The sequence below is a fragment of the Thalassovita sp. genome, from assembly GCF_963691685.1.
GTDB lineage: Bacteria > Pseudomonadota > Alphaproteobacteria > Rhodobacterales > Rhodobacteraceae > Thalassobius.
On record NZ_OY829290.1, the window covers coordinates 2,666,248 to 2,679,326 of the forward strand.

Below are 13,079 nucleotides of genomic sequence, written 5' to 3' on the forward strand. Positions count from 1 at the left end.
GCAGCTCGACGAGGAAACAAAGGAGCGTCCGACAGAAACCAAAAGCCGAACGGCTCTGGAGGACTAAGTGCCCTATTCACTTTCATGCCCGCCCCTGCGGGCACCAATTGCGCATCACGCAGACACCGTTTCTAGCCTCGCCTTCAAAGTCTCAGCACGCACAATGTTGCGCTGGGGCCTAGAACTGACAATTGTTCAGGGCAAGCGCCAGCCGCTCTCAAGCGACGTTTGGGCTGGCGCCCTTGCACGCATGCCCCAAACAGACCACAGTGTCTTGCTGTCTCAAATGCCTGAAGACTTTGCCGCACAGGTACAAGAATTGCTCCCCGCCGCCATCGACTTTGCAGGGGGGATTGCATAATGCAAACATCGACCTATCGGCATGCCAAGTCCGGGTGGGAAATCTGCGAAGAGTTCCTTGACATCATCTACGGCAAAGAAAACGTCGGCGACGTCTGGGTGACAGGCTTTGAGGACATTCAAAACGGGGCAAACTGGTTCGGGATGCAGGGCTTGTCCCGGCTGAAAGCCCGCCTCATGACGGCGGACGTGGTGGACCTGTATTTCTGCACCGGACGTCTGAAACCTAACGCCGAGCGCCGGACGCTGAGCGAAGTGGTGGACCAGCCGTTGCTTTACGCGGACGACATTGGCACCAAGGTTGACCCCGCCAAGTGGACCGAAATGTTTTTGAAGGGGTTCCCGGAGCCGACGTTCCGCATTGAGACGTCGCCGGGCAATGAAACGTGGCTCTGGAAGCTGGAAGGCGACACGGGCAGCGTGGAACACAACACCGACCTTGCCTTGATCCGGGCCTACATGATCGAACACGGCCTGACAGACGCCCTGCACGACGCTACGCGCTATCTGCGCCTGCCATGGGGGCACAACTCCAAACCAGCCTACCGGGACAGCAAGGGCCGTTCCCCTGCCGTTGGCTACGTGGATTGTTCACCTGAGAAGACGGCGACACTGGACCAGATCGGGCGCGTCCTGATCGGCGGTGAGGATTGGCGCAAGGCTGACGTCCCCCTCGCCGCTCAGACGTCCGGGGCCATGGCCGCAGCTGGTGGCGGTTCGCGTCCGCGTGACGCGGACATGGACGATCCTCTGGTGCAGATGGCGGCAGTGATCGGCTTGGACCCCAGCCAGCGCGTCAAGGGTGTTGTGGACGCGCTGTGCCCCAACATGGAAGCCCACGGGGCGCGGCCTGAAACCGGGTTCTCCTTCATTGGCTCTGACGGCGCTTGCTTCTGCAATCACGCTTCCTGCGCGGAACTGCGGACCCCTGACTTTCTGTCCATGATCCGGCGGCGTTACGAAGAACATGTCGAAGTGTTGAACGCGACCGGGAAGAACGACGAGAACCTGCCCGCGTCTGCATCGATGTTTGAAACGCGCATCATTTTTGGCGCGAACGATCCGGCCAAGAAGCGCGCCTTGCAGGAAGAAGCCAACGCCCTTGCATCGCGCAACGAGCGCCGGGCACAGCAGGCGCGCGAGACTGAGGAAGAAGCCATTGCTCGTTTGGTCGCACGGTTCGTTTACTTGAAGACTGGAGAACGCTTCTACGACACAACTGAGCGCCAGTTTTACTCTCCGGCAGGCTTGTCACGTCATGAAGCCGTGACCCCCACCATCAAAGCGGGAAGCAAAGGAATGAAGTTGGCCGCAAATGTACTCGCCAATCACCCTGATTTCCAAGTCGTGACTGGTTTGGCTTATGTTCCCGGGAATGAAGCGGCTGTTGTTTCCGCTGAAAACGAAGCGGGCCTGAAACAGCCGCATATTAATACATGGACACCTTCGAAATACGCGAGCGTGAAGGGTACTCCAGAACTTTGGCTCAAGGTGGTCTATCACCTAATTGACAATGACGACTACCGGAATTGGTTCCTAGATTGGCTGGCTTGGACCGTCCAGAACCCCTCCAAAAGAACTCCGCTCATTCCCCTTATCGTGTCTGGTCAAGGGTCAGGAAAAGACACTTTGCTGCGCCCATATCAAGAGGTGCTGGGAACGCACAATTGTACCAGTATCACAACGAGCCAGCTTTTGGGTGACTTCAACAGTTACTTGTTGAACCATCTAATTTTGTTGCAGGAAGCACGACTGGATTCGAAGGGCGACGCTTACCTACGGCTGAAAGACCTGACCGGCAACGCAACTGGCTTCGTTGACATCAACGAAAAGCACCAAAAAGTTCAACGCACTCGTTTTAGCGGAAACTTCATCGCCCTTTCAAATAATGAGGACGCAATCAAAGGTATTGATCACGACGACAGACGCTTTGTTCCCTATGTTTCAGGCGCCCAGCGCCTAGATGCAGTATTCACTCCTCAAGACCACCTCAAACTTTGTGATGCTGACGAAATCGGGCGTGTGCGCTATTATTTGGAAACGCGTGACATTTCCAATTTCAATCCCTTTGAGCAGCCAAAAGACGTATCTGGCTCGCGTCGCGCAATTGTCGAGGCAGGCCTCAGCAGTACGGCTCTAGCAGTTCTCGAAATGATGAGCACCGGAGCCTTCGGTAAACGTGGGCTTGTTGCGCTTGATGAAGTCATGACCCAGCTGCGCATCGATAAGAAGATGTACCAAAACCCGAGCCTAAGCGAAGTGAAAAAGGGGCTCAAGGCCGCGAACTGCTTCCACGCCAAACCAGGAAATGCGGCGCAAGTGAAGGTTAACGGGCAAATGCGGCGGGTTTGGATTACCCCACACGCTCCAGAAGAATTCCGGAATCTTAAATCGGTCGAAGCAATGACTGGAAACAAGCTAGCTGCTGCCTATCAAAAAGACCTTGAGCAGCATAAAGCTTCGCTCCTCGCCAACACATCATAGAAATTCGAAACCGAAACCTAATCAGGGCCGCCAAACCAGCGGCCCTTTTCTTGTTTGAAGCAAATCTTGCCAAGGGGGCAACAAAGCCGGCCGGGAGGGCCTGCAGAACCGAAACCGAGCGAAAAGAAAAACCACACTCGAAGCCGGTATTTTATTAATATTTTCAATAATTTACGCAAAATTCGCTTCGAACTTTGTTATTCCCGATGCAAACCAACAGAACACTTAGAGCCCTCTTGGTCTTCGCTTAGATACTCCCTTAGAAAGGGGACCAGTTTTTTACAAAACCGCGAAACCCGAAGCCGAAAGGCTCGCCTCAGAGTTACACAGACCGCAAGATGCATGTATGCTGGAACAGGCTCCCTAAAGGTGTCACTGGACAAGTCAAATTGCAGTATCTTTGCGGCTGCGGTGCAGTCGCATAAGCTTAGCCTAATCGTCCCGAACTGCTCCAGCCCTTACCGCATTATAATAGAAGCCGCCTTTAGTTCACGACCCTAGGAAGCACAGATACAAAAAGGGGCCGGTATATAGAATCACTGTCTGACGTCAGCGCCTATGGGTCCAAATAGGGCGATTTGATAAGAGAGTATTTCTGGCTCATCGTGACCACCGAGGAGTGGACGATGAGAAAGACAACCAAGAGCCCCGGCGAGAAGATCGTCAAAGACATCAAACTGGCAACCCGCAAACAGTATTCAGCTGAAGAGAAGATCAGGATCGTGCTGGATGGCCTGCGTGGCGAAGATAGCATTGCTGAGCTTTGCCGCCGTGAGGGGATTTCCCAGGGTGTTTACTACAAGTGGTCCAAGGACTTTTGCACTGACACCCGAAATTCCGACCGTTTCTGAGTAGAGTTTTCCGCTACGTTTTCCTGGTTGGGAAAAGGAGCGAATTGAGCCTCCCCCAGTGAACTGGTCCGCCGCTATGTTTAGGAAACGGAGGACCACGCACGGCAAACAAGCGACCGAAGCCGGAAGAGATAGTTTCGAAGTTACGGCAAGTTGAGGTGTTGATGGGGCAAGGCATGTCCCGTCTGGATGCAATCAGACAGATCGATGTTGTTGAACAAACCTATTCCCGCTGGCGTAAGAAGTATGGCGGAATGGGTTTGGATCAATTGAAGGAGCTGAAGCGGCTTCAAAAGGAAAATGAACGGCTCAGAAGAGCTGTGTCTGATCTTACGTTGGACAAATTAATCCTGAAGGAAGCCGCAAAGGGAAATTACTAAGCCCCGCTCGCCGTCGTGCATGTATTGATCACGTTCGAAGCCAGTTCAAAGTATCGCAACGCAGGGCCTGTCGGGTTCTCGGGCAGCATCGCTCCACACAAAGGCATATCCCGAAAGGCCGCGCCGATGAGGATCGTTTGGTTGCTGACATGATCGAATTGGCCAGACAGTTTGGCCGCTACGGCTATCGGCGGATCGCGGCTCTGCTCAGAGAGGCGGGTTGGTCCGTGAGCGATGGTCGTGTCGAACGGCTATGGCGACGAGAGGGGCTGAAGGTTCCAGCAAAACAACCGAAGAAGGGGCGGCTCTGGCTGAATGACGGATCATGTGTTCGGCTGAGGCCCGAGTATCGGAACCATGTCTGGAGCTATGACTTCGTGCATTGCCGGACAGATGATGGAAAAGTCTTCAGGACGCTGAACATCATTGATGAGCACAGCCGGGAATGTTTGGCGATTAAGGTGCAGCGCAAATTGAACTCGACAGATGTGATCAATGTTCTGACAGACCTGTTCATCCTGCGCGGCGCTCCGGCATTCATCCGGTCGGATAATGGCCCTGAGTTCGTTGCACAGGCTGTTCGGGACTGGATCACCGCCGTCGGCGCGAAGACCGCCTACATCGAGCCAGGGTCACCCTGGGAAAACGGATATTGCGAAAGCTTCAACGGGCGGATGCGGGATGAACTTCTCAACGGCGAGGTATTCTACAGCCTGCGCGAAGCGCAAATCCTGATCGAAGAGTGGAGGAAACACTACAACACACAAAGGCCCCACAGTGCATTGGGCTACAAACCACCAGCTCCTGAAACCATCATTCCGATGGATCAGAGGACGATCATGCACTAACAATCAAAATGGACCACTCAGATGAGGCTGAGCACCGCCTTCAGACCAGCGGTCATATCAGCGATAATAGGTCGTGCTGGGAATGCCGAGCGTCGCCAGCGTCTGGCGCGCCGACAAATGCGACGCTTCCACACTGCGGATGATCTCCAGCTTTTCCGATGCGGCATATCTCATGCCTCGTACTCCCCATCCCCGATCATGCTTTTTTTGAGCAGACGGTTTTCCAGGGCGAGGTTGCCTGGCGGGCAGTATCCCCGATAAGGCGTTGTTTGCCCGCTTCGAGAAATTCCTTCGACCACGTGTAATACAGGCTCTCGCTGATCCCTTCACGGCGGCAGAGAGCGGCGATACTTTCTTCACCCCGCAGGCCCGCCAGCACGATCCTGATCTTCTCTTCGGCGGAATATTGTTTGCGCGTCTTGCGACGGATGCCTTTGACCAACTTGTCAGCCGCGTCCTTCGATGTTACGGATTTCTTGTTCATATTCGCTCCATAATGGCTGCGATGAACCAAAAAACCTCCGTTACGAAAACCTCAAATCTGTCCCATAGGTGCTGACGTCAGACAAGGAGAATGACCGGCTGCGCCGGGCAGTTTCTGATCTGACATTGGACAAGCTCATCCCGTCTGAAGCCGCACGGGGAAACTTCTGAGCCCATCACGCCGCCGCAACTGCATTTATCGTGTGCGAACCACTTCCACGTCTAAGAACGTCGCGCCTGCCGCGATCTGGGGCAACACCGATCCACACAGGGGCGGGTGCCAGTTGAGCGGGCTGATGAAGGGCGCTTGGTGGCCGACATGATCAAACTCGCTCGTCAGTTTGGTCGATACGATTATCGCCGGATCGCCGGTTTGCTGAGAGATGCAGGCCGGCAAGTAAACGACAAACGTGTCGAACATCTATGGCGGCGCGAGGGGCTCAAAGCCCCGCTGAAACAGCCAAAGAAGGGGCGGCTCTGGCCGAACGATGGTTCTTGCGTTCGACTTCGGCCAGGGTATGGCAACTATGTCTGGTCGTATGACTTCGTTCATCATCGAAGCTGGCGCTCTGGCTTTTTATGCGATTTTGGCGGCCGAGACTTGACCCGCATTTTCACACTTTTCAGGGGGGTGCGCATGAAAATGATGCGCCTTGGACGTATTTTTACGCAAATAAATGACTGAATTTCGCACCTATTTCTCGAGACTGACATTCAATTTTTGGGTCATAAAAGGACAGATTTTTGCTACCTAAGGCGATTTTTCGTTTAGGTTTTTGAATGCCTTAGCAAGACAAACAGCATAAATGTCATGTAAGTCTAATCACCCAGTCAGAACACTCGTCTGAGACCACGAAGATGTACCTCGGCGTCAAGATGACTGCCAAAATGCCGCATACCTTTTTTTAATCCAGCCACTCAGCGGCTGCGTATGCTGATTCGTATACATAGTTGAGGAGTAAGGAAATGAGTAATATGCTCGACCCATCCGATTTTGTTGGGGTCTCGTTTTGGATCATCTCGGCCGCAATGGTCGCCGCAACCTTCTTCTTCTGGGTTGAACGCGACAGGGCGGTGGGCAAGTGGAAAACATCTCTAACTGTAGCGGCAATGGTTACAGGCATCGCCGCAATTCACTACTTTTACATGCGCGATGTTTGGGCGGTAACGGGCACAAGCCCAACCGTGTTTCGCTATGTTGATTGGCTCTTGACGGTGCCACTACAAATTATCGAGTTCTATCTCATATTGGCAGCGATTGCCGTGGTCAGAGCTGTCTTGTTCTGGCGACTTCTCGTCGCCTCCTTGATCATGCTTATTGCTGGCTATCTTGGTGAGGTTAACCCAGAGGCGCGACTTGCGCTGTGGATGCTGTTCATCATTGGCACGCTCGCTTGGCTGTATATCATCTACGAGATTTTCGCTGGCGAGGCGAGCAAAATTAACGCAAGCGAAGGCACGGTGGCGTCCAAACGCGCATTCAGCGCGCTTCGGATCATCGTCACCTTTGGTTGGGCAATCTATCCTCTCGGATTCATTTATGGCTACGCGGGGGGCGGCAACGCAGATGCGCTCAATTTGATCTACAACTTAGCTGATTTTGTTAACAAGATCGCCTTTGGTGTCGTGATTTGGGCGGCGGCAACAGCGGACAATGCCAACGATAAAGCCGTTGCATAGACACACCAAGTTGGCGCGTTGCGAGAGTGACGCGCCCATTTTTCTGATCGTGAGATATTGGTGGTAAAGATGTTTGAAGGAATGACGCACACAGCATACCTGACGAAGACGGTTGAGCAGCGGATGCTGAGCTTGACAGAAGTGGGCGGAGACAGCGCAGCCGCTGCGGCAAACTATCACCTTTCAGCGGGCGGAAATCGGTTTCGTTGTAAGTTGGCTCTTGACGCTGGTCAAAGGCTCAATTTGGATTTTGAATCAAACACCGCCATAGCAGCGTGCTGCGAACTGTTACACAATGCATCGCTCATCCACGACGATATTCAAGATAGAGACAGGGTAAGAAGAGGTAGAGAAAGTGTCTGGGCCCGTTTTGGGACAGACGTCGCAATATGTACCGGCGATTTGATGGTATCTGCAGCTTACTGCGCGCTCGCGGAGATTAGGCAACCAGACGTCGGGTATCTCATCGCTGCTTCGCACCGCGCGGTTGGGAACGCAATTTCCGGTCAAACAAAGGATCGCGCCAACTCTATAGTCTGCACCCTGAGTTTGGATGACTATCTCGAAACGGTCAGCGACAAATCTGGCTCGCTTCTTTGCCTACCCTTGGAACTAGCTTTGACGCTAGGTGGCCGGCAAGATGCTTTGAAACTGGCATCCGATGCGGCCAATGCCTTTGCGTGCGCATATCAAATCTGTGACGATCTTGATGACTGGCGAGAAGACCTCGCTCACAAAAGACTAAACATTGTTGGCGTACTTCAAGCAAACAACGTTGAACCCATGCGCTCGTCTCTGGAACACGCAACTGAGCTGGCTCTTCAAAGTTATAGGCGCGCTCATGAATTGGCTGCGCAACTCCCCCTGGGCTCTGGGGATCTTATCTCAGACTACGCGTTAAAACAGCGCTTGGCCCTTACTGCGAGGGGTTCAGTATGAAAACGGCGACTGTTATCGGAGCGGGCTTTGGAGGAATCGCCACTGCTCTTAGACTGAGAGCGAAGGGTTATGACGTGACACTGATTGATCGTTGCGAACGTGTTGGAGGTCGTGCGCAGGTTTTTCAACGCGATGGATATCGTCACGATGCAGGCCCAACAGTTTTGACGGCCCCCTTTTTGTTCACCGAGCTCTTTGAGCTCTTTCACCGTCAAATTGAACAATACGTCGAAATCGTACCGCTTGACCTTTGGTACCGATTTGAGTTTCCGGATGGCACTCGATTCGACTACGGAGGTGACGTTCAAGACACACTTGCGGAAATCGCGCGCTTTAGCCCGAAGGATCAAGATGGATACTTGGGGTTGCTCGAAAAATCTCGCCAAATTTACGAACTTGGATTTGAACAGCTGGCATCTCGTCCATTTCATTCCTTTGCTTCGATGGCGGCGCAAATCCCGAAAATGTTGAGTTTAGGCAGTTATCGAACCGTCTGGCAGCTTGTGGCCCAGTATTTGACAGACTGGCGTTTGCGTCGGGCTTTTTCGGTACAACCCCTGTTGGTTGGTGGAAATCCCTATGACACAACAAGCATCTATAATCTTATCCACTTCCTTGAGCGCAAGCATGGCGTTCATTTTGCAATGGGGGGAACTGGAGCACTTGTAGATGGACTTGAACGCCTGATGCGTGAAGTCGGGATCAAAATAAGATTGAACGAGACGGTGACCAAGATTCATGTCGCCTGTGATGAGGTTACGGGTGTCACCACTGATAATCTCAATTTTCTCGATACAGACGTGGTTGTGTCCAACGCTGATCCTGCACATCTTTATGACAAGCTGCTTCCCAAGCAACACAGCAAACTATCGGCGCGTCTAAAGTCGAAATATGCCGACAAATCTATGGGTCTATATGTACTCTTTTTCGGAACGGAGGGTAAATTTCCAGAGGTCGCACACCACACAATCTGGTTGGGCCAACAGTACAAAAACCTTCTAAACGACATCTTTCATAAAAAAGTCCTTTCGCAGGACATATCCATTTATCTTCATCGGCCCACTGCAACGGATGAGAGCTTCGCGCCTTCTGGCCATGACAGCTTCTATGCGCTGGTACCTGTGCCCAACCTTGAAGCCGATATTGATTGGAATGTCGAAGGCAAAGCGATGCGGGACCGCGTCGTAGCTGCCTTGGATCGGACCATTCTGCCTGGGCTAAGTGAAACCATACGTAGCGATTTCTGGATGACGCCGGCGGATTTTGAGCAAAATTATCTAAGCCCGGCTGGGGCAGGGTTTTCGATATCACCGCATTTCACTCAGTCGGCTTGGTTTCGGTTCCACAATAGGGCGGAAGGCCCGAAAAACCTGTTCCTAGTGGGCGCAGGAACGCATCCTGGCGCTGGTCTTCCAGGTGTTTTGAGTTCTGCAAAGGTGGTGGACAGTTTGGTCCCTAGTGCCGGTGGTTTCGCTGACTCAGCACAGCCCTTGAGGGTGGCAGAATGAGTGGGCCTCCTGAATTTGAGACGACGTCAATGCAGGCGGTAGACGTTTTGCGCCGAAACGGGCGGTCATTCCATTTTGCCAAATTCTTCTTAAACAAGAAACAGGCCATTCATGCCGCTCGGCTATACGCTTTCTGCCGATTTGTTGACGATCTTGCAGACGACAGCCCAGACCCTTTACAAGCTCACGAAGATCTGGAGAGCCTTAAACGCCTGCTTGAGCGTTCACACCACGACGGTTTTTTTTCACTCGACATGCAAAATCTAATTTCTGAGACTGATATGGAGGCGTGTATTGCAATTGAGCTCATCGATACGGTCAAAAATGACCTGGGTCCAGTAGAGCTTGAGAGTCAAGCTGACTTGATCCGATACGCTTACGGCGTTGCTGGTACAGTTGGGTTGATGATGTGTGCAATTTTGGATGTACGTGACATCAGAGCTCATCGCTTTGCCATAGATCTAGGCATTGCAATGCAGCTGACAAACATAGCGCGTGACGTTGTCGAAGACGCGCAAATGAACCGAAGATACATACCTGGTGCTTGGCTAGATCATCTATCGCCTACCAAGCTGGAGTTGCCAAATTCTGGAGAGCATCGACAAATTAAAGCGGCTATTGAGCGTATTTTGGACCTTGCAGATACCTACTATGAAAGTGCTTTTGATGGTTTTGGATACCTGCCGTTTCGGTCACGGTTTGCTATTTTTGTAGCCGCGAATGCCTACAGGCAGATTGGGGTGAAACTTCGAGGAAGAGAGTTCGACGTTTGGGACGGTCGTGTCGTTGTATCAACGGCTGAGAAGGTTACGGTCACCCTCAAAGCGCTTGTCGCATTCTGTGTTAAAAGGCGGCTACATCAACACGGGCGTTATCACAACGAGTGCCTACATCAAGCACTCAGCAGAACAACAAAAAAACGTGTCTCAAAAGCACCATGATACGCGAGGTGGATATCGCAATCCTTGGTGGGGGGTGTGCCGGTTTGTCGCTCGGCCGAGAGTTAGCATTTGCAGACTATCAAGGTGAGGTTATCGTCATCGAGCCGCGATCTCAGTATTTGAATGACCGTACTTGGGGTTTTTGGCACACGCGTGATCATGATTTGCGCCACCTTGTTGTTAAGTCTTGGCCAAATTGGTCTCTATCGACGCCATCTTCTAAAGTTACGCTCGCTGGGGACCACTTTTTATATCAAATGATTCCCGCGGATCTTTTTTATGCAGAGGCGATTAGGTCAATCAACACCCACCCTCAATATTGCCTGATGACGGATACGGAAGCGCAAGAAATCAAAATGCTCAATGAGGGAGTTTTTGTGAAAACAACTCGAGAAACTGTTTTTGCACAACAAGTCTTCGATACAAGGCCGCGACCAGCAGCCACAGATAAGGCGCTGATTTGGCAAATTTTCTCCGGCGCAGAAATCGAAACGGACACAAATGTCTTTGAGACCCACAAAGCTAGTTTGATGGGCAACATGTCTTCTACCAAAACGGGTATGCAGTTTACATATTGTCTCCCACTTACGCCCCGCCGTGCCCTCATTCAAAACACATGGTTCATGCGAGAGAGACAGCCAGCAGATTGCTTAGATGCTCCGTTTTATGAGTATTTGGATAAGGAGCTGGGGTGCGGCATTCAAATTCTGCGAACCGAACGGGGCGCCTTGCCAATGGGGCAGTTCCCGCAAGCACAGCAAGATCATCCCAGAATTATTCGCGCAGGGCAGGCCGCGGGCGCGCTTCGCGCATCATCTGGCTATGGATTTTTGAGAATTCAGGAATGGGCTCAAAAAACTGCTCAAATGCTAGCAGCCGGATCCCCAGCTTCTGCAACACGGTATGACGGATACTTTGATGCTGCGATGGACCGAGTGTTCTTGGATGCCTTCAAAACGCACACAAAAGATTCACCTGAGTGGTTTCTTTCGTTGGCTCGTGCTTTGACTGGCGATGAGTTTGCTTCGTTTATGTCAGGCCATACAAGCCCATTGTTGTGGTCTAAAGTCATCAAGTCTTTGCCAAAGGGCCCGTTTTTGAGCGCGGCATTGAAAAACATGGCTCGCGGTCTTGCTCCATTTTCAACGACAAAAGTTGCGAAACGATGACATTTAGCGAATGGTATTTGTTTCGTGTTCTGTCAGTATGCGCTTTGGTCGCCATTGTGGTGGCGCCACCGCTTTCAAGTTCGGCACAAGTAAGCGCACTTGTCACGTTGGTTTTTATACTTGGCGTCCCACATGGAGCTTTTGACCCCTTTATCGCCAAGCAACGTCGGGTTTGGTCAACATTTGCCGGGTTGATTGCATTCAGCTTGATCTATTTTCTGGCTGCCTTATTTGTGGCCATTTTTTGGTACTTTGCGCCGGTCATCTGTCTCGTACTGTTTCTTATTATTTCTGCTTGGCACTTTGGGGCCGACTGGACGCTACATCCGTTGGCCAGACTGTTCATGGGGATTTTTGTGATTGGTTTGCCTTCAGTTTTTCATGGGAAAGACGTAGCGGAGGTGTTTTCTGTGTTGTCAGGTGATCAGACATCGTGGATCGTACAATTACTCTCCTTTGCATCTTTGATGTCTGCAGGTTTGATCCTGTCGCTTTTGTTGATCAAGGGCAGGCCCGTTTTGAGTGACAAAGCTTTTGATGTCGCACTATTGGTGGCTTCCTCAGCAGTATTCTCGCCTATTGTCTTCTTTATTTTGTATTTTTGCGCATTGCATAGTCCAATGCATATTAGACAAACGCTATCGTCTCTACAGGAGAGAGAAAGGCGACAAGCGCTCAAATTCGCGCTCGTCTTCTCGATCCTGACTATAATTTTGGCTGCCGCTGCATTCATTGGAGTGCGTTTGTCCAGTTCCGCAGATGAGGCAGCACTTCGAATTGTGTTCGTTGGGCTCGCAGCTCTCACAGTTCCACATCTAATTCTTATTGATGGATACCACCTTCCACAAACAGGAGGTCGAAATTGATCGATTCTGAAGAGGAAGTTGTCTTAGTTGACGAAAACGATCGCATCCTTGGCGTCGAGCCTAAGCTTAGTGCGCATAGGAGCGGTGCATTACACAGAGCGATTTCTGTATTTGCCTTTAATGGTCGTGGTGAAATGCTGCTGCAGCGCCGTGCCGCCCGCAAATATCACTCACCTTGTCTCTGGGCGAACACATGCTGCAGCCATCCCCGTCTTGGCGAGAGTGCTATTCGAGCAGCGCGGCGTAGGGTTCGCGAAGAGCTCAATTGCAACTTAAGATTAAAGAAGTCAATTCAGTTTATATATCAAACTGGCGTTGGCGCAGATTTGGTAGAACACGAGTACGTTCATTCGTTTTTTGGTCGGATTGATTTTCTGCCTGAGCCGCGGCCTGAAGAAGCGTCTGAAGTGAGGTTTGTATCACTTCCTCTTGTTGTCCAAGAAATACGAGAGCAGCCCAGCATTTTTGCGCCTTGGTTTGGTATCTATATGAGCCGATTTTATCCGCAGCTCAGCGCTATGTCGCTCAACGCTTCCAGCTTAATAGCCTAGCATTTTGGGACACAAAACT

9 protein-coding genes and 3 pseudogenes are annotated in these 13,079 nt (G+C 51.7%); 11 read left to right on the top strand and 1 reads right to left on the bottom strand.

Annotated features, from left to right (window positions below; translation table 11 throughout):
- Window positions 1–360 precede the first annotated feature (360 nt).
- The 3 genes and pseudogenes from ACORLH_RS12850 (at window position 361) to ACORLH_RS12860 (ending at window position 4,923) form a co-directional block, all read left to right on the top strand.
- A complete protein-coding gene (locus ACORLH_RS12850; protein WP_321828794.1) occupies window positions 361–2,844 on the top strand; it encodes a DUF5906 domain-containing protein in 2,484 nt (827 codons plus the stop codon).
- Between the two features lie 626 nt (window positions 2,845–3,470).
- Window positions 3,471–3,662: pseudogene (locus tag ACORLH_RS12855) on the top strand (transposase); the annotation flags it as partial.
- A gap of 164 nt (window positions 3,663–3,826) precedes the next feature.
- Window positions 3,827–4,923, top strand: a protein-coding gene (locus ACORLH_RS12860) for an IS3 family transposase (protein WP_321832817.1) whose coding sequence is annotated in 2 segments (ribosomal slippage) — window positions 3,827–4,061 and window positions 4,061–4,923 — 1,098 coding nt in all. Because the reading frame shifts where the segments join, the coding sequence is not laid out codon by codon here.
- Between the two features lie 60 nt (window positions 4,924–4,983).
- Here ACORLH_RS12860 and ACORLH_RS12865 read toward each other — a convergent pair.
- A pseudogene (locus ACORLH_RS12865) lies at window positions 4,984–5,407 on the bottom strand (transposase); the annotation flags it as partial.
- An 80-nt stretch (window positions 5,408–5,487) separates the two neighbouring features.
- On the opposite strand from ACORLH_RS12865, the pseudogene ACORLH_RS12870 reads away from it, so the two are divergent.
- The 8 genes and pseudogenes from ACORLH_RS12870 to idi form a co-directional block, all read left to right on the top strand.
- A pseudogene (locus tag ACORLH_RS12870) lies at window positions 5,488–5,968 on the top strand (IS3 family transposase); the annotation flags it as partial.
- A gap of 404 nt (window positions 5,969–6,372) precedes the next feature.
- Window positions 6,373–7,086, top strand: coding sequence for a bacteriorhodopsin-like (locus ACORLH_RS12875; RefSeq protein WP_321828795.1), 714 nt, complete (start codon window positions 6,373–6,375; stop codon window positions 7,084–7,086).
- A gap of 69 nt (window positions 7,087–7,155) precedes the next feature.
- Entirely contained in the window at window positions 7,156–8,025 is an 870-nt protein-coding gene (locus ACORLH_RS12880) for a polyprenyl synthetase family protein (protein ID WP_321828796.1), read from the top strand.
- Complete coding sequence (gene crtI / locus ACORLH_RS12885) at window positions 8,022–9,533, top strand: phytoene desaturase family protein (protein WP_321828797.1); 1,512 nt, start codon at window positions 8,022–8,024, stop codon at window positions 9,531–9,533. Before ACORLH_RS12880 ends, crtI begins: the two co-directional genes overlap by 4 nt.
- The gene (locus ACORLH_RS12890; RefSeq protein ID WP_321828798.1) at window positions 9,530–10,474 is read left to right on the top strand and encodes a phytoene/squalene synthase family protein; all 945 of its coding nucleotides are present in this window, start codon (window positions 9,530–9,532) and stop codon (window positions 10,472–10,474) included. Before crtI ends, ACORLH_RS12890 begins: the two co-directional genes overlap by 4 nt.
- A gap of 8 nt (window positions 10,475–10,482) precedes the next feature.
- The gene (locus tag ACORLH_RS12895) at window positions 10,483–11,643 is read left to right on the top strand and encodes a lycopene cyclase family protein (protein WP_321828799.1); all 1,161 of its coding nucleotides are present in this window, start codon (window positions 10,483–10,485) and stop codon (window positions 11,641–11,643) included.
- Window positions 11,640–12,509: a Brp/Blh family beta-carotene 15,15'-dioxygenase gene (locus tag ACORLH_RS12900; RefSeq protein ID WP_321828800.1), complete on the top strand. Its 870-nt coding sequence runs from the start codon at window positions 11,640–11,642 to the stop codon at window positions 12,507–12,509. Before ACORLH_RS12895 ends, ACORLH_RS12900 begins: the two co-directional genes overlap by 4 nt.
- Window positions 12,506–13,060, top strand: a complete 555-nt coding sequence (idi, locus tag ACORLH_RS12905) for an isopentenyl-diphosphate Delta-isomerase (protein ID WP_321828801.1) — start codon at window positions 12,506–12,508, stop codon at window positions 13,058–13,060. Before ACORLH_RS12900 ends, idi begins: the two co-directional genes overlap by 4 nt.
- Window positions 13,061–13,079: the final 19 nt, after the last annotated feature.